We start from the raw sequence: 21,147 nt of genomic DNA on the forward strand, positions 1-21,147 counted from the left end.
GTTAGTCCTCTCGGGCAAAAAGTGCCTCAATAAAGTCGTCCGCTTTAAACGGACGTAAATCCTCAATACGCTCGCCCACACCGATGTAACGGATAGGAATGCCGAACTGGTCGGCCACGGAGAAGATCACCCCGCCTTTCGCGGTGCCGTCCAGCTTGGTCAGCGTGATCCCGGTCAGTCCTACCGCTTCATGGAACAGCTTCGCCTGGCTAATGGCGTTCTGTCCGGTGCTGGCGTCGATAGTCAGCATAATTTCATGCGGTGCCTCTTCGTCCAGCTTCTTCATGACGCGAACGATTTTCTTCAGTTCTTCCATCAGGTGCGATTTGTTCTGCAAACGCCCTGCGGTATCCGCAATCAGCACGTCCACGTTACGCGACTTCGCCGCCTGGATGGCATCGAAAATCACGGACGCAGAATCCGCGCCGGTGTGCTGGGCAATCACCGGAATGTTGTTGCGCTGGCCCCACACCTGGAGCTGCTCCACCGCTGCCGCACGGAAGGTATCGCCCGCCGCCAGCATCACCGATTTGCCCTGCTGCTCAAACTGGCGCGCCAGCTTGCCGATGGTGGTGGTTTTACCCACGCCGTTGACGCCAACCATCAGAATAACAAAGGGCATTTTGCCTTCAATATTAAGCGGTTCGTCAACTTTTGCGAGAATTTCGCCCATCTCGTCTTTCAGCAGGCCGTACAGCGCCTCGGCGTCACGCAGCTGCTTGCGGCTCGCCCCTTCGGTCAGGTTGGTGATAATCTTCCGAGTGGTTTCCACGCCCACGTCCGCGATCAGCAGCTGTTCTTCCAGCTCCTCAAACAGATCGTCGTCGATTTTTTTGCCGCGGAACAGACTGATAAATCCGGAACCTAAGTTTTCTTTGGTTTTTAACAGGCTGCGTTTCAGGCGCGCGAAGAAACCTTCTTTGGTTGGTTTTTCCTGCTCCTGAGCGATCTCGTCTTCGGCCTGCTCTTCTACCGGCACAACAATGACCGCTTCTTCAGCGGCTTCCGCCGCCAGCGCCTGGGCTTCCAGCTCTTCGTCGGTCAGTTCAGGCTCAAGGGCCGCTTCTTCTTCCACCGCCTCAACAATTTCAACGGTTTCCGCTTCGGCCTGCCACTCTTCGGCAGATACTTCTTCGGTGTTCACCTCTTCCGGCAGCGGCAGCGCTTCGTGTTCGATAGCGGCCTGCGGCGCTTCGGTAAGGGTTTCTACGATAACCGGCTCTGGTTTTTCGCTCTCCTGAACCTGTTCAGTAACCTCAACCACCTCTTCAGCAAAGGATTCAATCTCTTCTTTGCTGTGCGCTGGTTCTTCCGCTTCGACAATCGCAGCGGTTTCGACAGGCGTTTCAGGCTGTGACTGCTCTTCTACAACCTGTTGTTCTTCGGTTTTCTGTTCTGTTTCTTGCTCTTTTTCACCGAAACCCAACCAGGAAAAGAAGCCACGTTTTTTTTGTTTTGCCATCTGCGACTACACTCCTCGCGGCGCTATATACAGGGAAGCTAAAAAAATGATGAAATAGTCTAACACTTTACTTAATTGACATCACCGCCCGCAATCGCAGGGCATTGTTAACAGAGCTTTCCTGAGATGAAGAAACCCACCCGCGCCCCGGCCGGTCAAATTCGAATTATCGGCGGTCAGTGGCGAGGCCGGAAATTACCGGTGCCGGACAGCCCCGGTTTACGCCCTACCACGGACCGCGTACGCGAGACGCTGTTTAACTGGCTTGCCCCGTCAATGGTAGACGCCAACTGCCTGGACTGCTTCGCCGGAAGCGGCGCACTGGGGCTGGAAGCGCTGTCTCGCTATGCCGCCAGCGCCACGCTGCTGGAGATGGAGCGCGGCGTCGCGCAGACGTTACAGCAAAATTTGGCTACGCTGAAGGCAACCAACGCGAAGGTAGTGAACACCAACACGCTGAGCTTCCTTGCGCAAAAGGGGACGCCGTTCAACGTGGTGTTTGTCGATCCGCCGTTCCGTAAAGGGCTGCTGGAAGAGACGTTATCGTTGCTGGAAAAAAATGGCTGGCTGGCAGACGACGCGCTGATTTACGTTGAAAGCGAAGTGGAAAATGGCCTGCCGCCCGTTCCCGTTCACTGGGATCTGCACCGCGAAAAGGTCGCCGGTCAGGTGGCTTATCGTCTGTATCACCGTCAGGCACAAGGAGGATCCGATGCCAGTACTGATTAACGTGGGGCGCTTGCTGATGCTGGGCGTCTGGGCATTTTTGATTTTGAATCTGGTGCACCCATTCCCGCGCCCGCTGAATATCTTTGTTAACGTGGCGCTGATTTTTACCGCGTTCATGCATGCCTTACAGATGGTGATGCTGAAAAACGGTCTGCCGAAAGATGGCCCACCGATGACCGGCTGGCAGCAGCTGCGGGTGTTTATTTTCGGCGTGTTTGAGCTGCTGGTGTGGATGAAGAAGTTTAAGGCGCAGGTGAAGAAGTAAGGTGCGGTGTGATGCCCGGTGGCGCGCAGCGATCCGGGCCTACAAAACCCCGTAGGCCGGGCAAACGCAGTGCCGCCCGGCGTCACAGCTCCGGTTCAAACCCTTCAAACCGCGACCCTTTGTAGCTCAACGTACCTTTCTCTCCCACCGTCAGCTGGTGATACTGCTGCGCCTCCAGGCGGAAGGTCATCTCCAGCCCGCCGGTTTCCGGCTTAAAGCTTGCTTCATAGCGCATCGTTGTCCCCGCAGGCGTCACCTGCTGCTGGCGAGAGCGGCGGTCATTAAGCGGTTTCTCGCGTTTGTTCGCCACCACCACGCGCTTGTGCAACAGCGGCGCGGCATCGTTGTCGGCCTTCTCACGGCGCTGCTGCACGAAGCGAAACGAGGCGGCAATGACGATAATCGCCACCACGATGATGAAAAACAGCGGCATCTTGCTCATTGAAAAATCCCATCAGATTATGCGGAATTCAGGATACCTCGCCTGCCCCGGCATTGCCAAACGCCCGCTCGCGTCACTACACTGGATCAGAAACTGATTATTCAGCCTCAACAGTTACAGGGAGTTAATATGCTTTGGTCATTTATCGCTGTCTGTTTTTCCGCATGGCTTTATGTCGATGCGTCCTACCGTGGCCCAGCCTGGCAGCGCTGGTTGTTTAAACCCGTCACGCTATTGCTCCTGCTGTTGCTTGCCTGGCAGGCCCCCATGTTCAACGCCATCAGCTATCTGGTCCTCGCCGGGCTGTGTGCCTCCCTGATTGGCGATGCCTTAACCCTGCTGCCGCGCCAGCGCCTGCTGTACGCCGTGGGGGCGTTCTTCCTGTCGCATCTGCTTTACACCATCTATTTTGCCAGCCAGATGACGCTCTCCATCTTCTGGCCGCTGCCGCTGGTGCTGCTGGTGATTGGCGCCCTGCTGATCGCGGTGATCTGGTCGCGTCTGGAGGAGATGCGTCTGCCGGTGTGTACCTTTATCGCCATGACGCTGGTGATGGTGTGGCTGGCCGGTGAGCTGTGGTTCTTCCGCCCAACCTCACAGGCAATGTCTGCCTTCTTCGGGGCCGCGCTGCTGCTGCTCGGCAATATCGTCTGGCTGGGTAGCCACTATCGCCGCCGCTTCCGCGCGGATAATGCGATTTCCGCCGCCTGTTACTTCGCCGGGCACTTCCTGATTGTGCGTTCGCTGTATATCTAAATAACGCTTGACTCTGGAGTCGACTCCAGAGTGTATGCTGCGGTTAATGAGAAAATTATCATTACCGGAGACTGCCATGTCGACTCCAGAAACACCTAAAAAAGTTCCACAGTTCTCGGCACTTAAGCTCAGCCCGGTTCCGGCAAAAGACGACTGCTGCTGCGAAGGGACGTGCGAAACACCAATCCAAACGCTTCCTGAAAGCGGCAACCGCTACAGCTGGGTAGTCAACGGTATGGACTGCGCGGCCTGCGCCCGCAAAGTGGAAAATGCGGTGAAGCAGGTAGCGGGCGTGAACCACGTTCAGGTCCTGTTTGCCACCGAAAAGCTGATGGTCAGCGCCGAAAAAGACGTCAGCAAGCAGGTTGAAGCCGCCGTCAGCAAGGCGGGCTATACCCTGCGCAGCGAAACGGCGCCTGCCGAAAAAACCTCTCCCCTGAAAGAAAACCTGCCGCTCATTACCCTCATCATCATGATGGCCCTGAGCTGGGGGCTGGAACAGGTTAACCACCCGTTCGGCAACCTGGCGTTTATCGCCACCACGCTGGTCGGCCTGTTCCCCATTGCCCGACAGGCGCTACGCCTGATGCGGAGCGGAAGCTGGTTTGCCATCGAAACGCTGATGAGCGTGGCGGCCATCGGCGCGCTGTTCATTGGCGCGACGGCGGAAGCGGCGATGGTGCTGCTGCTGTTCTTAATCGGCGAACGCCTTGAAGGCTGGGCGGCGAGTCGGGCGCGTAAGGGGGTGAGCGCGCTGATGGCGCTGAAGCCGGAAACCGCCACGCGCGTGATAGACGGTACTCGTGAAACGGTCGCCATTAACGCCCTGCGCCCGGGCGACGTGATTGAAGTGCCCGCAGGTGGGCGCCTGCCGGCCGATGGGGCGCTCGTTACCGCCACCGCGAGCTTTGATGAAAGCGCCCTGACCGGGGAATCCATTCCTGTAGAGCGTGCGGCGGGTGAAAAAGTCCCTGCCGGAGCCACCAGCGTTGACCGTCTGGTGCAGCTTACGGTGCTTTCTGAACCGGGCGACAGCGCCATCGACCGCATCCTGAAGCTGATTGAAGAAGCCGAGGAGCGCCGCGCGCCGGTCGAACGCTTTATCGACCGCTTCAGCCGGATTTACACGCCCGCCATCATGCTGGTGGCGCTGCTGGTCACCGTCGTTCCACCGCTGTTCTTCGGCGCGCCGTGGGAGGGCTGGATTTATAAAGGGCTGACCCTGCTGCTGATCGGCTGCCCGTGCGCACTGGTGATTTCCACCCCGGCGGCGATTACCTCCGGGCTGGCAGCGGCGGCACGCCGCGGGGCGCTGATTAAGGGCGGCGCGGCGCTGGAACAGCTGAGCCAGATCCAGCACATCGCCTTCGATAAAACCGGTACGCTGACCGTCGGCAAACCGCAGGTGACCGGGGTGTATCCGCAGGACATCAGCGAAAAAGAACTGCTTACTCTGGCCGCCGCCGTGGAGCAGGGCTCCACCCACCCGCTTGCGCAGGCGATCGTGCGTGAAGCGCAGGCGCGCGGGCTGGCTATCCCTTCGGCAACCGCTCAGCGAGCGCTGGTCGGTTCAGGGATTGAAGCCGTGGTCGAGGACAAAAAAGTGCTGATTGTCGCGGCGGGCACGCGCTCTACGCCACAGGTTGAGGCGCTGGAGCAGGCCGGTCAGACGGTCGTTGCCGTGATGCAGGACGGCGTACCGATGGGCATGCTGGCCCTGCGCGACACCCTGCGTGACGATGCGAGAGACGCCGTCGAGGCGCTGCACAGGCTGGGCGTGCAGGGCGTGATCCTGACCGGCGATAACCCGCGCGCGGCGGCCGCAATTGCCGATGAGCTGGGGCTGGCGTTTAAGGCCGGATTACTGCCTGCGGACAAGGTCAGCGCGGTAACTGAACTGAACAGCCGCGCCCCGCTGGCGATGGTCGGTGACGGGATAAACGATGCCCCGGCGATGAAAGCCTCAACCATTGGCATTGCCATGGGCAGCGGCACCGACGTGGCGCTGGAGACCGCCGACGCGGCGCTAACGCACAACCGCCTGACCGGGCTGGCGCAGATGATAGATCTTGCGCGGGCGACGCGGACCAACATTCGCCAGAACATCGGCATTGCGCTGGGGCTGAAGGGCATTTTTCTGGTCACGACCCTGCTCGGCATGACCGGACTGTGGCTGGCGGTGCTGGCGGATACCGGAGCGACGGTGCTGGTCACGGCGAACGCATTGAGGTTATTACGACGCCACTAAAAACGCCCGGTGGCGGCTGCACCTTACCGGGCCTACAACGGCTCTGAACCGTAGGCCGGGTAAGGCGCAGCCGCCACCCGGCAAAAAACGGCGCTACTGCATCCCTAACATCCTCGGCAGCCACAATGATATCGCCGGGATATACGTCACCATCCCCAGCACCACCAGCAGGATGCCGTAGAACGGCAGCATCGCCCGCACCACGGTTTCAATCTTCTGCTTGCTTACCGCGCTCGCCACAAACAGCACCGACCCGACCGGCGGGGTGATCAGCCCGATCCCCAGGTTAACCATCATGATCATCCCGAAGTGCACCGGGTCGATCCCCAGCGCGTTGGTCACCGGCAGCAGCACCGGCGTCAGGATCAGAATGATCGGCGCCATGTCCATCAGCGTGCCAATCAGCAGCAGCATGACGTTGAGATACATCAGGATCACGTACTTGTTATCGGACAGCGACGTGAAGAACTCGGTGATGCGCATCGGCAGCTGCATGTAGGTCATTACCGCGCCAAACGCCGCGGCAAAGCCGATTAAAATCATCACGATGGTGACGGTTTTCACCGTGCGGCACATCAGCTTCGGCAGTTCGCTCCATTTGTAATCGCGGTAGATAAACATGGTGACGAAAAACGCCCACAGGCAGGCCACGGCGGCAGATTCGGTGGCGGTAAAAATCCCGGACAAGATCCCGCCGAGGATAATCACCACCGTCATCAGCCCCCACAGGGCATCGAGCATGATTTTCAGCGCCTGCCTGAACGGGATTTTGTCCCCCTTCGGGTAGCCGCGCTTGCGGGCGAAGCACAGACAGAGCACCATCAGGCTCACGCCCAGCAGCAGGCCCGGCAAAACGCCCGCGATAAACAGCGTGGCGATGGAGACCGTGCCCCCCGCCGCCAGGGAATAAATCACCGAGTTGTGGCTGGGCGGGATTAAAATCGCCTGTACCGATCCGCTGGCCGTGACCGCCGCCGCGTATTCGCGCGGGTAGCCCTTCTTCTCCATCTCCGGGATCATCACGCTGCCGATGGACGCCGTATCCGCCACCGACGAGCCGGAAATCGCGCCGAAGAACGTTGAAGCCACGATGTTCACCAGCGACAGCCCGCCGCGAATAAAGCCGACAAAGACGTACGCGAAGTTAACCAGCCGTCGGGCAATGCCCCCTTCCGCCATGATCGCCCCGGCAAGGATGAAGAACGGGATCGCCAGCAGCGTGAATTTGTTCACCCCGCTGGTGATCTGGATCATCAGCGCCTCCAGCGGCAGGTCAATCCACAGCGCGCCCGCGACGGCGCTCAGGCCCACGGCGAAGGCCACCGGCATCCCCAGCGCCAGCAAAATGGCGAGGGTGAATAACAAAATAAAAGCATCCATTGTTCACCCCTTAACTGTGGTTGCCGATCAGCACGACCGGACGGTTTTCCTGCGAGCCAAACAGCAGGCGTTCAAGCACAAACAGGATCAAAATCGCCGATCCGACAGGCAGCGGCAGATAGCTCTCGCCGGAGGTCAGGAGCGGAAACTCCGCCACCGGCTGCTCCCACAGCTCGACGCACAGCCAGTAGCTGTACCAGCACATCAGGCCAGAGATCAGCAGCATCAGCAGGTCCACCGTCCGCGCGCACAGCCTTTGCAGCGATACGGGCAGACGGTCGGTGAGCATGTTGACCGCAATATGCGATCCGGCGCGGTAGCTCACCGCCGCGCCGATAAAGGTAAACGTCACCATGCAGATAATGGCGACGGGCTCCGGCCAGGATTCGCCGCGGTTGAGCACATAGCGTGAGAAGATGCCGATGGGGATGACAATCGTCATCACCAGCAGCGAGACACCCGCCACCGCCATGGCGAGCAGGTACAGACGGTCCATCCACTTCAGGTAGAGTTCGGACATACGTACTCCGGATCACTGAACGTCGGCGATGGCTTTCATCAGATCCTGATGCTTGTCGCCATACTGCGCGCGCACCGGCTCTGTCGCCTTGATAAACACCGTTTTATCAATATCGTGGAACTGCACGCCGCCGGCCTTCATTTTCGCCAGCGCCTGGTCGTTATAGGCATTCCACAGCTTGCGCTGCTCTAACTGCGCTTCACGGGCCAGGGTCAGGATCTTCTGCTGCTCGTCAGCGCTCAGTTTGTCCCATTTCACTTTGGAGTAGAGCAGCATTTCCGGGGTGATGAAGTGGCCGCTCAGCGTGTAGTTTTTCGCAACCGGCATGTAGTTGTGGGCGACAAAGGTTGGCGGGTTGTTCTCCGCACCGTCAATCACCCCGGTCTGCATGCCGCTGTAAACCTCACTGACGCCCATCGCGATTGCGTTTGCCCCCATCGCTTTCAGCGTGGCCAGCGCCACCGGGCTACCCTGCACGCGGATTTTCTTCCCTTTCAGATCGTCCGGCTTAACGATCGGCTCTTTGGTGATCAGGTTGCGGGTGCCGGAGTCCATCCAGCCGAGGAACACCAGGCGCGATTTCGGGTTGGCGGTGAGCTTGTCGCCGATCTGCTTGCCGATATCCCCGTCGATCACCTTGTGCATGTGGTCCTCATCGCGGAACACGTAGGGCAGCGTAAACACTTCGATATCCGGCAGGATGGCGGCAACCGGCGCCATGGAGACGCGGATCATATCAATCGCCCCCATCTGCGCCTGCTCAATCATCTGCTTTTCATCCCCCAGCACGCCGCCGGGAAAGACCTTAATCTCCAGCTTGCCGTCGGTTTGTTGTTTGAGTTTTTCACCCATCTGCTGAACCGCCACCACGTTCGGGTAGCCTTCAGGATGCACATCGGCGGCTTTAATGGTTTGCGCGGAAACGGTGCAGGCAAAAGCAGACAGGCACAGAGCGGCCAGTAACGGCTTGAGGGTCGTTTTCATTCAGTCAACTCCAGGGTAGTGAGATAAGCGTTAAAACGGTGTTTTAGTTTTTGACGTTTAAAAATTAGACTACGGCTGGAAAAGGGAGGGTGAAGCGCCTCACAAAAGCGCGAAATTTTGAAACGATGGTTCGAAATTGTGATGGGTACTTGTCGGGTGGCGGCTGCGCCTTACCCGACCTACTACACCCGTAGGCCCGTGCAAGCGAAGCGCCGCCGGGCATCAGGCCGCACTTACCCCTTACGAATCACATACCGGTACGGCAGGGTTTCCGTTTGCTGCGCCACCAGCTCGTGTTCCATAAAGGTACAAAAGCCGGGGATATCGCGGGTGGTGGCCGGATCGTCAGCGACGATCAGCAGCGTTTCGCCGCTCTGCATGTTACGTACGGTTTTACGCACCATCATTACCGGCTCCGGGCAACGGAGGCCCTGGGCGTCAAGCGTGTGGTCTGGGCTGGAAAACAGATCGGTCATTTTCTTCTCGTTCAGGTAAAAACGGCTGTAGTTTACGCCCCGCTATCGTCAATGCAAACCAGGTTAACGATTGCGTGAAAATTAGCCATTGCAAAGTGCGGTCAAAGCAGTATCATGCGGCGGCTTTATTGGGTTCCCTCACCCCAAATATTAATCAAAAAGGTACAATATGAACTCCTTTACACAATCGCAGCGCGTCAAAGCGTTGTTCTGGCTTTCGCTATTTCATCTGCTGGTGATCATCTCCAGTAACTATCTGGTACAGCTCCCTATCTCCATTTTTGGTTTCCATACCACCTGGGGCGCATTCAGTTTTCCGTTTATTTTCCTCGCGACCGATTTAACCGTGCGTATTTTTGGCGCACCGCTGGCGCGGCGGATTATTTTTGCGGTGATGATCCCGGCGCTGTTCGTCTCCTACGCCATCTCCTCCCTGTTTTATACGGGTAGCTGGCAGGGCGTTGAAGCGCTGACGCATTTTAACCTGTTCGTCGCGCGTATTGCCGCCGCCAGCTTTATGGCCTATGCCCTGGGGCAGATCCTCGATGTTCACGTCTTTAACCGCCTGCGTCAGAACCATCGCTGGTGGATGGCACCGACGGCGTCGACGCTGTTCGGTAACGTGAGCGATACGCTGGCCTTCTTCTTCATTGCCTTCTGGCGCAGCCCGGACGCCTTCATGGCAGAACACTGGATGGAAATCGCCCTCGTGGACTACGCCTTTAAGGTGCTTATCAGCCTGGTTTTCTTCCTGCCGATGTACGGCGTGCTGTTGAATATGCTGCTGAAAAGGCTGGCAGATAAATCTGAAATCGCCGCATTACAGGCAGGTTAAGGGTTCGCTTTATCAGTTGTGATAAGATGAACGAATGAGCCGCTATGGCCGTTTATCGAAAGGAAGAAGTCAATGCGCAATCTGGTTAAATATGTCGGGATTGGCCTGCTGGTTGTTGGCCTTGCAGCCTGTGATAACAGCGACACCAAAACGCCTGCTCAGGGCGCGTCAGCAGAAAGCAACGCCACCGGTCAGCCGGTGAGCCTGATGGATGGCAAACTCAGTTTCTCTCTGCCCGCGGATATGACCGATCAGAGCGGTAAGCTGGGCACCCAGGCGAACAACATGCACGTCTATTCCGATGCCACCGGCCAAAAAGCGGTCATTGTGATTGTCGGTGACGATACCAGCGAAGATCTGGGCGTGCTGGCCAAACGTCTGGAAGACCAGCAGCGCAGCCGCGACCCGCAGCTTCAGGTGGTCACCAACAAGTCGATTGAATTGAAAGGCCACACGCTGCAACAGCTGGACAGCATCATCTCCGCCAAAGGCCAGACCGCGTACTCCTCCGTGGTGCTCGGCAAGGTGGATAATAAACTGCTGACCATGCAGATCACCCTGCCGGCAGACAATCAGCAGAAAGCGCAGAGCGCCGCTGAAAACATCATTAACACTCTCGTGATCCAGTAATCGTTCACCGGGATACCGTGGCCTCCGTCGCTTGCGCCGGGGGCCATTTTTTTTGCCACGACTTTCAGACTAACGCTCCAGACGAAGCACTTCCGGCGCACTACAATTAACGAGCCCCCCGGAAAAAGGAATTCTTATGACTGCCAGCCCGCCCGATAAAGCCGGACTTCATATTTTACTCAAACTCGCCTGCCTGGTGGTTATCCTTGCGGGTATCCACGCGGCGGCGGATATCATTGTTCAGCTTCTGCTGGCGCTGTTTTTCGCCATCGTCCTCAACCCGCTGGTGACATGGTTTTTACGCCGGGGCATCAGCCGCCCGGTCGCCATCACCATTGTGGTTATCGTAATGCTGATTGTGCTGACGGCGCTGTTCGGCGTGCTCGCCGCCTCGCTGAGTGAATTTTCCACTATGCTGCCGCAGTACAATAAAGAGCTGACGCGCAAGCTGGTCGATCTCCAGCGAATGATGCCGTTCGTTAATCTGCATATTTCACCGGAGCGAATGCTGCGCCGGATGGATTCCGAGAAGGTCATGACCTACGCCACCACGTTAATGACCGGGCTTTCCGGGGCGATGGCCAGCATTCTGCTGCTGGTGATGACGGTGGTGTTTATGCTGTTCGAAGTGCGCCACGTGCCGTACAAGCTGCGTTTTGCCCTGAACAATCCGCAGATCCACATTGCCGGCTTGCACCGCGCGCTGAAGGGCGTGTCCAAATATCTGGCGCTGAAAACCCTGCTTAGCCTGTGGACCGGCGTGATTGTCTGGCTGGGGCTGGTACTGCTGGACGTGCAGTTCGCGCTGATGTGGGGCGTGCTGGCGTTTTTACTGAACTACGTGCCCAATATCGGCGCGGTGCTTTCTGCCGTCCCGCCGATGATCCAGGCGTTCCTGTTTAACGGTTTTTATGAGTGCATGCTGGTGGGGGCGCTGTTCCTCGTCGTGCATATGGTACTGGGCAATATTCTCGAACCGCGCATGATGGGCCACCGCCTGGGCATGTCGACGATGGTGGTGTTTTTATCATTACTGATCTGGGGATGGCTCCTGGGACCGGTGGGCATGTTGCTCTCCGTACCGCTCACCAGCGTCTGTAAAATCTGGATGGAAACCACCAAAGGAGGCAGTAAACTCGCCATTCTGCTGGGGCCGGGTCGGCCAAAAAGCCGTTTGCCGGGATAACCGGATGAGCAATGTGGCGCTTTAGATTATATTATGGGGGAAGCCCGCCCGATAGATTGCGAATTTATACAGAGCAATAACTTTGCCTTTGGCGGCATCAATACCTCGATAATCATTAAACGCTGGGCGTAACTATGTACCAGTTTGTACTGGGAAAGATCTCCACCCTTAGCGCGGACCCGCTGGCGTCAACGCTCGCAGACATGGCACCTCAGGGTGCGCGACACGCTTCCTGGCTTGCAGGCCGGACCCTGCTCGCCAGAACCTTATCCTCTTCTCCGCTTCCCGAGATAATCTACGGCGAGCAGGGAAAACCGGCCTTCGCTAACGGTCATCCGCTGTGGTTTAACCTGAGCCACAGCGGGGACGACATTGCCCTGCTGCTGAGCGATGAAGGTGAAGTTGGCTGCGATATTGAAGCGATTCGGCCGCGTGCGAACTGGCAGGCGCTGGCGAATGCCGTCTTCAGCCTTACCGAACATGCCGAGCTGGAGCGTGAAGCGCCGGAAGAACAGCTTTCCGCCTTCTGGCGCATCTGGACGCGCAAAGAGGCCATCGTCAAGCAGCGTGGCGGCAGCGCGTGGCAGATTGTCAGCATTGACAGCACCGCCCAGTCGCTTCCGGTCAGCCAGCTACGCTTCGGCTCGCTGAGCCTGGCGGTCTGTACCCCTACCCCCTTCACCCTGACGGCAGAATCAATCGCTTATTGCGGTACCTCTGCGGCATAAAAAAACGGCCATTCCGGTTAATTCCGAAATGGCCGATGTGCATTTAACGCGTTGCGAAGCTTATTTCAAATTTTCAGGGAAGTTTGCTGGCAGCTCGCTGGCCGCACATGCAATCACGGTGTCATCGTTAGCACCACAGTCGCGAACGAAGGTGATGGTGGCAAATTCATCAATTACTTCAGTCGGATAGGCCGGACCGGCATCACGGTAGCTGTTCATCAGCGGAATGTGATCGTTCTGGAAGCAGACAGTTTTTTCCGGATTGTTCATGACCCAGCGCGGGAAGAAAATGGTGCCGTGGAACAGGCTGTCGCCCAGGTTCACAATCAGGCTGACGTCGGTACCGGTTGGCTCGGTCCAGGAAATTTTATAGATGCTCTCCCCGACGCGGACGATGTACGCCTGCTGATCTTTCACCCAACGATTACCTACCAGACCGCTGTGAATACGGTAGTCGAGCGTGTTCTCGTTTTTGACGTAAATTTCGTAGTTCCAGCCGTTATCGTAGGTATAAACCAGATGTTTGCCGACGAAGCCGCTTAAGTCATGTTTGTCGAAGGTGTTCATAAGATGTCTCCTTTGTTTTGATGAAACTATCGTACCCCTTCAAAAAATGAATGAATAACGCTATGTTTGAATCAAATTCATCCAAAATTTAGATTGATCATGCATAAGACGACGCTAGAACAATGGGCCCTGCTGGAGAGAGTAGTCGAGGCTGGTAGCTTTGCCAGAGCAGCAGAAGAGACGCACCGCAGCCAGTCCTCGGTTAGCTATAACCTGTCGCTGTTGCAGGAACGGCTTGGCGTGGCGCTCTTAATGACGGAAGGCAGGCGGGCCGTGCTGACCCCGGCGGGTGAGCTATTGCTGAATCAGGTGAAGCCGCTGCTGAAAGCCTTCGCCTATGTTGAAACCCGCGCTGCGACCCTGCGCAGCGGGATGCGAACCCGTATTGATTTGATGGTAGACAGTATTTTTCCGCGCAGCCGGCTGTTCGCTATTTTGCGGCAGTTTCAGCAGCGGTATCCGCAAACGCAGGTGCGGCTTACCGAGGTGCTGGAAAACAGCCGCGCGGATGCGCTCAATGATGAAGCCGACGTAATGGTCTTAACCCGCCGCCAGGACGTCACCGGGCTGGGCGAATGGCTGATGAATATCGATTTTGTTGCCGTTGCGCATCACGCGCACCCGCTGTTCGCGCTGGATACACCGCTTAATGACGAGACGTTACGCCCGTGGCCGCGCATTCAGATCGCAGACAGCCAGCCCACCGTTCGCCCCGCCGGGGAGTCGTGGACCTTCTCAACCATTGATGCCGCGATCGAAGCGGTGATGTATCAGGTTGGATACGGCTGGCTACCGGAAGAACGCATTCAGGCCCCGCTCCAGCAAGGCATCCTCAAAACCCTGCCGCTCAGCCACGGCGTACGTCGCGCTACGCCGCTGCACCTCATCGTCAAACGCTCCCTCAGCCCGCTGGACGAGCAGGTTGAGACGTTGTTGCGCCTTTTTAAGCAGGAGCCGCCATCGTCACCTGCTACGCTTTAAGTTTTGAACCAGAAGACGACAAGGAGCGAACGATGAAAATCGACTTAACGGGAAAAGTGGCGCTGGTGACCGCGTCCACCGGCGGTATAGGGTTTGCCATCGCCCGCGGGCTGGCGGAGAGCGGTGCGGAAGTGATAGTGAACGGGCGCAGCATCGACTCGGTGAACAAAGGCATTCAGGCCTTACAGCAGGTGGTGCCTGGCGTACAGGTCCGTGCCGCCATCGCCGATCTGAGCTCGCAGGAGGGCGTTGACGAACTGCTCAGGGTTGCCACGCACGTCGATATTCTGGTGAATAACGCCGGGATTTATGGTCAGCAGGATTTTTATTCCACCGACGACGAGACCTGGGAACGCTACTGGCAAACCAACGTGATGTCCGGCGTGCGCCTCTCACGCGCCCTGCTGCCCGGCATGGTGCAAAAAGGCTGGGGTCGGGTGGTGTTTATCTCGTCAGAATCGGCCTGCAATATTCCGGCGGATATGATCCACTATGGCGTGACGAAAACAGCCCAGCTTTCGCTGGCGCGCGGTCTGGCGAAGTTTGTGGCGGGCAGCGGCGTCACGGTGAACAGCGTGCTGCCGGGCCCGACGATGTCGGACGGCTTTGCCGCGATGATGAAAGACGAGATCGAGAGAACCGGCAAATCGCTGGAGCAGCTGGCGAAAGCGTTCGTGATGGAGAATCGCCCCAGCTCGGTGATTCAGCGCGCCGCCACGGTGGAAGAAGTGGCCAACATGGTAGTTTACGTCTGTTCGATGCAGGCCTCCGCGACTTCCGGCGCGGCGCTGCGCGTTGACGGTGGCGTAGTGGATGACATCGTTTGACCCGTCAGCCCACAGGTTCGAGAAAAAATGAGATCGGATAGAAGGACTGCGAAGGTAAAGCAGGTAAACTAGTGAACAGAATGTGTATTTCAGCTAAGACGTATTTATGACCAATATGATTGCCGACGAAGCCGTGGCGAAGTCCAGCGTGCTCTCTGTCTTTGACTTTGATGGTACGTTGACGCACCACGACAGCTTTATTCCTTTCCTGCGCTTTGCCTTTGGCAAGCGCTACTTTGCTGGCCGGCTGGTGCGCATGGCTCTGCCTACGCTGCACTGCGTGCGCCGCAAGCTGACGCGCGATGAGCTGAAAGAGGTGCTGATCAAAACCTTCCTGACGGGCGTGGATGAACACTGGTTACGTCAGCAGGCGGAAGCCTTCTGTGAAAAATACTGGAGCAAGCTGATGCGCCCGGAAGGGGTCATGGCCGTTGCCAACGAAGTCAATTCTGGTGCGGAAGTGACGATTTGCTCCGCCTCCCCGGCGCTGGTATTGCAGCCGTGGGCCGATAAGCTCGGCATTAAGCTGATTGGCACGCAGCTGGAAGTGAAGGACGGTAAGCTGACCGGGCGGATCACCGGCCATAACTGCCGTTGTGCGCAGAAGGTGGCGAGGCTGGAGAAGGTGTATGGGGATTTGAACGCGTATCACCTGCGCGCCTGGGGCGACACCCGTGGCGACCACGAGCTGCTGGCGGCGGCGCAGGATCCGCACTGGCGCCATTTCCATCATCCGAGCAAGCGCCGGAATTCACCAATAAGGTAGCCTTTTGCCGGGTGGCGGCTGCGCCTTACCCGGCCTACAACCCAATCGTAGGCCCGGTAAGCGAAGCGCCACCGGGCGGTACATCAGGCCTCACGTTTTCCCGGGAACATCACGCTCGCAATAATCCCCAGCGCCAGTACCCCCAGCACCACAAACAGGCTTGCCGTGGCACCGATGTTATAACCGTGATGCCAGAAGTGGTCGGTCGCATTAAGCCCCAGCTTGAACGCCACGAAGAACAGCAGCAGCACGACCGCTTTCTCCAGATGCACCAGATACTGCTTCAGCGCCTCCAACACGAAGTAGAGGGTACGCAGGCCGAGGATCGCGAACATCATTGCGCTGTAGATAATCAGCGGCTCGCGGCTGACGGCAATGATGGCGGGAACAGAGTCGAACGCGAACATCACGTCGGACAGCTCTACCACCGCCACGCAGAGCAGCAGCGGCGTCGCGTAGCGCTTCGCCTTCTTCACGCGGCCTACCATCACATCCTTGTTTTCTGGCTTCTCCAGCTCGGCATCCACCTCTTTCTGGGTCAGGATAAACGCGTGGCTGCTGATTTTTGGCCAGACCGGATAGAAGCGTTTTACCAGGCGGTACGCCAGATGGTTCGAGTAATCTTCGACTTCATCACTCTCTTCATTGCGTTTCAGCATCATCACCGCCGTCCAGCCGACGACCAGCGCAAAAATGACCTCAACGTACGGCCCGAGGCTCAGGAGGCTGGTGCCGATGGCCACAAAAATCCCGCGGAAAACAATCGCCCCCAGCACGCCCCAGTAGAGCACGCGGTGGCGATACTTATCCGGCACGCCGAACCAGGCGAAGATCGCCATCATCACGAACAGATTGTCGACGGAGAGCACCTCTTCCAGCGCATAGCCGGTAAGGAACAGACTCGCCATCTCTGCGCCGTGGTGCACGTATAAGAAGCCGGCAAACGCCATGGCCATCATGACCCAGAAGATGGACCACATAGCCGCGCTTTTCAGCGAGATAGGTTTATCGTGACGGTGCATGAAGAGGTCGATAAACATCGCCCCAACGGCCATCACCACAAAGACAACAACGGTTTCCGTCGGGAAACCGAGATGAGCAGCAGACATAGACAACCCTTTTAAGAAGACAAAACACAACACCATGCAGGCTGGCGTAGACCAGAAGTGAGAATGGGGGAACGTGTTATCCGCATATACCCCACTAAACCGCAGCTCTGTGGCTGCGCAAGGTGTGTACTTTACCTCACAACGTAGGGTGGCGCATCTGTCGTTTAGGCGCATTTAGCAGAGCGCGTTATCTGTGAGTCACGTCTTATTTACATCATTTATACCTTCCATTAACTGGATAAAAAGAACGCGCCGACGCTATAGTGGTTTTGTTTAATAAAACCGAGTTGTACCTGATAAAACCAAGAACAGACCCTGCGAGGAACTCATGACAGAACATATTCGTAATGGCGTTGCCGCCACTGAGGACATAGAACGAAAGACTATGCGCAAGGTGATCTGGCGTATTCTCCCGTTTCTGATAGTCAGTTACCTGGTCTCTATTATCGATCGCGGCAATATTGGCATGGCTTCGCTACAGATGAATGAGGATCTCGGCCTCAGCAAAGCGGCGTTTGGCTTCGCCAGCAGTCTCTATTTCGTGGCGTATTTTCTGTTTGAAGTTCCAAGCAATCTGGCGATGCAGAAGGTGGGCGCACGTCTGTGGATCCCCCGCATTATGATCAGCTGGGGGGTGGTATCCATGTGCATGGCACTGGTACAAAACACCACGTCGCTTTATATCGTGCGTTTTCTGCTGGGAGCCGCTGAAGCGGGCTTTTTCCCCGGTGTCGTACTTTTTTTGACCTGGTGGATCCCTGCCCGCTACCGTGCGCGAATTATCGCGTCCTTTATGGTCGCGATCCCGCTGGCCAATTTTATCGGCTCGCCGCTGTCGGGGTTGATTCTGTCACTGGACGGCTGGTTAGGTCTGCGCGGCTGGCATCTGCTGTTTATCATTGAAGGCTTACCCGCGGTTCTGCTGGGTATTGCCGCCTGGTTTGTTCTTCGCGATCGCCCGCACCAGGCTAACTGGCTTAACACGGAGCAGAAAAAATGGCTGGAAACAACGCTTGAAAGCGAGCGTCAGCAGCAAAAAAATATTGGCCACCAGACAACGTGGCAGCTGCTCCGGCATCGTCAAATCTGGCTGCTGGCGCTGATTTACGCAGGCGCGTCCTCAGCAGGCACCACCATCAGCGTCTGGTCACCGCAGCTGCTGAAATCGTTCCACCTTGATAATCTGGAGACGGGTCTGCTCAACGCCATTCCTTACGGCCTGGCATCCGTACTGATGATTGTCTGGGGACGGAGTTCTGACCGAACCAACGAACGCCGCTGGCATACCGCGCTGACGCTATTCATGATTGCCGCAGGCGTAGTTGCCGCATTTGTCAGCGTCTCTCTTTCTGCCACCCTTATTATTTTGAGCATCATGCTGATAGGCGCGTATTCAATGAAGGGGCCGTTCTGGGCGCTGGCGTCAGGCTGGATGAGCAGCACGTCGGCTGCTGCGGGGCTGGCCGCGATTGGCGCCATCGCTAACCTTATCGGCGGCGCGGTGATGGTCAACGCTTACGGCATCATTAACGAGCGGACGGGTAGCCACACGCTGGCCATGCTTCCTCTGGCTGCGCTGTGCGTCGCGGGGGGTGTCGCAGTGTTGGTGATGGGACGCCAGGCCCGCAATGCGCATCTGCATGAAAAGCAGGTCACCCATTAGACATAAAACAGCGGGACGCCCGTCCCGCTTTATGCTCAGAGGCTCTCTTCCGCAGCGTCTTGCGTTTCCCCATAAAACTGCTGGCAGAAAGCCTTACTCGCCCCCATTTTCTGCGACAGGCGACTGGCGGTGGCGTGCATCAGCTGGCTGATCCCCTGTTCACGGCGATCTTCAGTCAGTCTGGAGATGGGCCCGGTCAGCGCCAGCGCCGCAATCAGCTTGTCATTGACGCCGAAGACGGGCATCGCAAACGCCGCGGTATGCGGGTCTCGGGCACCTGCGGTATAGAGCGGAACAGCGGGCTCCCCCTCTGGTAGCGCATCATTAAGGCCCCAGTGGCGAAGCACTTTACTGATGGCAGAATCGTCCAGCGGAAACTGAGTACCCGGCAGATTACTGTGGCGTAGCCCGTGGGAGGCTTCCGCACGGAACAGGCACAAACGTTGCCCGCCTTCTAACACATACCAGCTGGCGCTCTCCTGAGAGGCCTGAGATAACGCCTGAAGCTCAGGCTGCACCACCCGGGAAAGATGAAAAGATTGCTCATAAAGCTTACCGAGGTAAAGCAGACGTGGGCCAAGCGCGTAATTGCCGTCATCGTGCCTGACGACATAGTTCATTCGTTCAAGCGAATTCATTAACCGGTAAACCGTGGTTTTGTGATAACCCGATAGCTGCGCCAGCGCGGTCAGCGTCAGGCTCTCATCGCCGGGACGGAAGCAATCCAGTAAAGCCAGCGCTTTTTCGACCGCCACAACGCCTTCATTACCCATCATCATCTCCTTTTCTGCTCGGCAGTGAGTGTACCTCAATTTTTGTGAGTCACTTCGTGTTTACATCACAAACGCCGTTGCAGATCTGGCTAAAGGGAAAGCTACACCGCTATAGTTGTTTTGTATTGTACACCTGCATTGTACACAGTAAAACAATATGGAGGCATTCATGTCCGTTTCAGAAAAACCATTTATTAACCGTCAGTTCGAACGCGTGTCGACCGAAGAGGTTCGCCAGGCCGCTGAGTATCAGGCCGCTATCCTCGCGGATGTTGCCGGCCGCCGCGGTACGCTCCATGGTCGTATCAAACCGCTCGCACCTCAGATGGCCGTTGCGGGCCCGGCTGTCACCGTGGAGGTGCGCCCGGGAGATAATCTGGCCATCCATGCCGCAATGGCCGTCGCCCAGCCTGGCGATGTGCTGGTTATTGACGGCAAAGGCGACCTGACCTGTGCGCTGCTCGGCGAGATTATGGCGACTCAGGCCCAGGCAAGTGGGATCGCGGGCATCATCATTGACGGAGCGGTACGTGATGCCGATACCCTGAGTAAAGGGCATTACCCCGTCTTCGCCGCCGGTCTAAACCCCTGTGGCCCGACAAAATCCATTCCTGGCCGGGTTAATCACCCCATCTCTATCGCTGGCGCGACGGTCCGGGCCGGGGATCTGATTGTTGCGGATATCGACGGCGTGGTGGCGATCCCGCGTGATGAAGTACAGGCCGTTATCGCCATGGCCAAAGGAAAACTCGAAACAGAGACCCGACGTCTTGCCGCTATTCGTGAGGGCGATTTGCGTCCACACTGGCTTAACGACGCGCTGCGCAAGGCGGGCATGTTATCTGACGGGGAGACGCTGTAATGACAGGCAAACGCGTTGTACTGGTTACCGGATGCGACCTGGCAGACCAGGCTGTAAACATGCTCCGAGACTTTGACGTGGTGTATGCAGGACGTCAGCCCACAGAAAATGAGCTGGTTACGCTGTGCGAGCGGCACAATCCTGTGGCCATCCTGGTGCGTTACGGCAGGATAACCGCACGGATTATGGATGCTGCCCCCGCATTACAGGTTATATCAAAACACGGAAGCGGCATTGACGTGATAGACCAGCCAGCGGCAGCGGCGCGTAATATCGCCGTACGTTCCGCCCCCGGTGCCAATGCGGCAGCGGTTGCGGAACATACCTGGGCATTAATTCTTGCCTGTGCCAAATCCGTGGTTGCCCTTGATAAGCGCCTGCGCGACGGGCACTGGGATAAAGCCACGCACAAATCGATCGAGCTGGAAGGCATGACGCTGGGGCTTATCGGCCTGGGGGCGATTGGCTCGCGGGTGGCGAACGTGGGGCTGGCATTCGGCATGCAGGTTGTGGCGTACGATCCTTACGCTAAAACGATGCCTTCAGGCTGTGATCGGGCAAACACCTTAGCCGACCTGCTTTCCCGTGCCGATGTTATCTCCCTGCATTGCCCGCTCACTGACGACAACAGAGGAATGATTAACGCAGACACGCTCGCCCACTGTAAGCCGAACGCTATTCTGGTGAACACGGCGCGCGGCGGATTGATTAACGATGACGGCTTGCTCAGGGCGCTCAAGGATGGAACCTTGCACAGCGCGGCACTCGACAGCTTTACCAGCGAGCCTCTGACCGCCCCGCACAGGTGGCAGACCGTCGATAACGTCATCATCTCGCCGCATATTGGCGGCGTCAGCGAGGCGTCATACATCAGGATGGGAACCGTGGCCGCCAGCAATATTCTGGACGTTGTGCGCGTGGCTGACGATGCCACCGTCAGCCCGTGAAGCGCATTGAT

The 21,147-nt window shown here is 57.5% G+C and carries 23 protein-coding genes and 1 pseudogene; 15 read left to right on the forward strand and 9 right to left on the reverse strand.

The window, feature by feature from the left end; genetic code table 11:
* Position 1: 1 nt before the first annotated feature.
* Positions 2–1,462 carry a signal recognition particle-docking protein FtsY gene (ftsY, locus tag INF58_RS00590; RefSeq protein WP_063865374.1) on the reverse strand — a complete coding sequence of 487 codons (1,461 nt, stop codon included), beginning with the start codon at positions 1,460–1,462 and terminating at the stop codon, positions 2–4.
* Between the two features lie 126 nt (positions 1,463–1,588).
* On the opposite strand from ftsY, the gene rsmD reads away from it, so the two are divergent.
* Together rsmD and INF58_RS00600 are read left to right on the forward strand one after the other, a co-directional pair.
* Positions 1,589–2,191 carry a 16S rRNA (guanine(966)-N(2))-methyltransferase gene (gene rsmD, locus INF58_RS00595; protein ID WP_063449552.1) on the forward strand — a complete coding sequence of 201 codons (603 nt, stop codon included), beginning with the start codon at positions 1,589–1,591 and terminating at the stop codon, positions 2,189–2,191.
* A complete protein-coding gene (locus INF58_RS00600) occupies positions 2,175–2,456 on the forward strand; it encodes a DUF1145 family protein (protein ID WP_063449553.1) in 282 nt (93 codons plus the stop codon). The genes rsmD and INF58_RS00600 overlap by 17 nt, the downstream gene beginning before the upstream one ends.
* Before the next feature lie 82 nt (positions 2,457–2,538).
* Here INF58_RS00600 and INF58_RS00605 read toward each other — a convergent pair whose 3' ends face one another.
* Complete coding sequence (locus INF58_RS00605; RefSeq protein ID WP_063865367.1) at positions 2,539–2,898, reverse strand: DUF2500 domain-containing protein; 360 nt, start codon at positions 2,896–2,898, stop codon at positions 2,539–2,541.
* 129 nt (positions 2,899–3,027) lie between these two features.
* On the opposite strand from INF58_RS00605, the gene INF58_RS00610 reads away from it, so the two are divergent.
* Together INF58_RS00610 and zntA are read left to right on the forward strand one after the other, a co-directional pair.
* Positions 3,028–3,654, forward strand: a complete 627-nt coding sequence (locus INF58_RS00610; protein ID WP_063865366.1) for a lysoplasmalogenase — start codon at positions 3,028–3,030, stop codon at positions 3,652–3,654.
* Positions 3,655–3,730: 76 nt separating this feature from the next.
* Positions 3,731–5,902, forward strand: coding sequence for a Zn(II)/Cd(II)/Pb(II) translocating P-type ATPase ZntA (zntA, locus tag INF58_RS00615; protein WP_193526787.1), 2,172 nt, complete (start codon positions 3,731–3,733; stop codon positions 5,900–5,902).
* A 93-nt stretch (positions 5,903–5,995) separates the two neighbouring features.
* On the opposite strand, the gene INF58_RS00620 is transcribed toward zntA, so the two are convergent.
* The 4 genes from INF58_RS00620 to tusA form a co-directional block, all read right to left on the reverse strand.
* Positions 5,996–7,282 (reverse strand): TRAP transporter large permease, encoded by a 1,287-nt coding sequence (locus INF58_RS00620; protein ID WP_063449991.1) that lies wholly within the window; start codon positions 7,280–7,282, stop codon positions 5,996–5,998.
* Between the two features lie 10 nt (positions 7,283–7,292).
* Positions 7,293–7,802: a TRAP transporter small permease gene (locus INF58_RS00625; protein ID WP_063865364.1), complete on the reverse strand. Its 510-nt coding sequence runs from the start codon at positions 7,800–7,802 to the stop codon at positions 7,293–7,295.
* 12 nt (positions 7,803–7,814) lie between these two features.
* Positions 7,815–8,786 carry a TRAP transporter substrate-binding protein gene (locus tag INF58_RS00630; protein WP_063865363.1) on the reverse strand — a complete coding sequence of 324 codons (972 nt, stop codon included), beginning with the start codon at positions 8,784–8,786 and terminating at the stop codon, positions 7,815–7,817.
* A gap of 233 nt (positions 8,787–9,019) precedes the next feature.
* On the reverse strand, positions 9,020–9,262 hold the full coding sequence (gene tusA, locus INF58_RS00635; RefSeq protein ID WP_023307136.1) for a sulfurtransferase TusA: 243 nt from the start codon (positions 9,260–9,262) through the stop codon (positions 9,020–9,022).
* A 169-nt stretch (positions 9,263–9,431) separates the two neighbouring features.
* Here tusA and INF58_RS00640 point away from each other — a divergent pair, with 169 nt between their 5' ends.
* The 5 genes and pseudogenes from INF58_RS00640 (at position 9,432) to acpT (ending at position 12,641) form a co-directional block, all read left to right on the forward strand.
* Positions 9,432–10,097, forward strand: coding sequence for a 7-cyano-7-deazaguanine/7-aminomethyl-7-deazaguanine transporter (locus INF58_RS00640; protein ID WP_193526788.1), 666 nt, complete (start codon positions 9,432–9,434; stop codon positions 10,095–10,097).
* Between the two features lie 72 nt (positions 10,098–10,169).
* Complete coding sequence (locus tag INF58_RS00645; RefSeq protein WP_063865362.1) at positions 10,170–10,727, forward strand: DcrB family lipoprotein; 558 nt, start codon at positions 10,170–10,172, stop codon at positions 10,725–10,727.
* Positions 10,728–10,863: 136 nt separating this feature from the next.
* Complete coding sequence (locus tag INF58_RS00650) at positions 10,864–11,913, forward strand: AI-2E family transporter (RefSeq protein WP_063865361.1); 1,050 nt, start codon at positions 10,864–10,866, stop codon at positions 11,911–11,913.
* Positions 11,914–12,045 (forward strand): annotated as a pseudogene (locus INF58_RS00655) (beta-ketoacyl-ACP synthase); the annotation flags it as partial.
* A gap of 2 nt (positions 12,046–12,047) precedes the next feature.
* The gene (gene acpT / locus INF58_RS00660) at positions 12,048–12,641 is read left to right on the forward strand and encodes a 4'-phosphopantetheinyl transferase AcpT (RefSeq protein WP_193526789.1); all 594 of its coding nucleotides are present in this window, start codon (positions 12,048–12,050) and stop codon (positions 12,639–12,641) included.
* A gap of 60 nt (positions 12,642–12,701) precedes the next feature.
* On the opposite strand, the gene INF58_RS00665 is transcribed toward acpT, so the two are convergent.
* Positions 12,702–13,208 carry a phenolic acid decarboxylase gene (locus tag INF58_RS00665; protein WP_063449998.1) on the reverse strand — a complete coding sequence of 169 codons (507 nt, stop codon included), beginning with the start codon at positions 13,206–13,208 and terminating at the stop codon, positions 12,702–12,704.
* A 99-nt stretch (positions 13,209–13,307) separates the two neighbouring features.
* On the opposite strand from INF58_RS00665, the gene INF58_RS00670 reads away from it, so the two are divergent.
* From INF58_RS00670 to INF58_RS00680, 3 genes are all read left to right on the forward strand, one after another.
* Entirely contained in the window at positions 13,308–14,189 is an 882-nt protein-coding gene (locus tag INF58_RS00670) for a LysR family transcriptional regulator (protein ID WP_193526790.1), read from the forward strand.
* 32 nt (positions 14,190–14,221) lie between these two features.
* The gene (locus INF58_RS00675; RefSeq protein WP_063450000.1) at positions 14,222–15,016 is read left to right on the forward strand and encodes an SDR family NAD(P)-dependent oxidoreductase; all 795 of its coding nucleotides are present in this window, start codon (positions 14,222–14,224) and stop codon (positions 15,014–15,016) included.
* 106 nt (positions 15,017–15,122) lie between these two features.
* Entirely contained in the window at positions 15,123–15,782 is a 660-nt protein-coding gene (locus INF58_RS00680; RefSeq protein WP_074177577.1) for an HAD family hydrolase, read from the forward strand.
* An 83-nt stretch (positions 15,783–15,865) separates the two neighbouring features.
* On the opposite strand, the gene INF58_RS00685 is transcribed toward INF58_RS00680, so the two are convergent.
* On the reverse strand, positions 15,866–16,891 hold the full coding sequence (locus tag INF58_RS00685) for a TerC/Alx family metal homeostasis membrane protein (RefSeq protein ID WP_023298822.1): 1,026 nt from the start codon (positions 16,889–16,891) through the stop codon (positions 15,866–15,868).
* Between the two features lie 328 nt (positions 16,892–17,219).
* Between INF58_RS00685 and INF58_RS00690 the strand changes: the two genes are divergently transcribed.
* Positions 17,220–18,554, forward strand: a complete 1,335-nt coding sequence (locus tag INF58_RS00690; RefSeq protein ID WP_193526791.1) for an MFS transporter — start codon at positions 17,220–17,222, stop codon at positions 18,552–18,554.
* 35 nt (positions 18,555–18,589) lie between these two features.
* On the opposite strand, the gene INF58_RS00695 is transcribed toward INF58_RS00690, so the two are convergent.
* Positions 18,590–19,327: an IclR family transcriptional regulator gene (locus INF58_RS00695; protein ID WP_107534145.1), complete on the reverse strand. Its 738-nt coding sequence runs from the start codon at positions 19,325–19,327 to the stop codon at positions 18,590–18,592.
* 169 nt (positions 19,328–19,496) lie between these two features.
* Between INF58_RS00695 and INF58_RS00700 the strand changes: the two genes are divergently transcribed.
* The gene (locus INF58_RS00700) at positions 19,497–20,189 is read left to right on the forward strand and encodes an RraA family protein (protein WP_193526792.1); all 693 of its coding nucleotides are present in this window, start codon (positions 19,497–19,499) and stop codon (positions 20,187–20,189) included.
* Complete coding sequence (locus tag INF58_RS00705) at positions 20,189–21,136, forward strand: hydroxyacid dehydrogenase (protein WP_193526793.1); 948 nt, start codon at positions 20,189–20,191, stop codon at positions 21,134–21,136. The genes INF58_RS00700 and INF58_RS00705 overlap by 1 nt, the downstream gene beginning before the upstream one ends.
* Positions 21,137–21,147: the final 11 nt, after the last annotated feature.

This window comes from Enterobacter cloacae complex sp. P24RS, from assembly GCF_014982165.1.
In the GTDB taxonomy this organism is placed as follows: domain Bacteria; phylum Pseudomonadota; class Gammaproteobacteria; order Enterobacterales; family Enterobacteriaceae; genus Enterobacter; species Enterobacter quasihormaechei.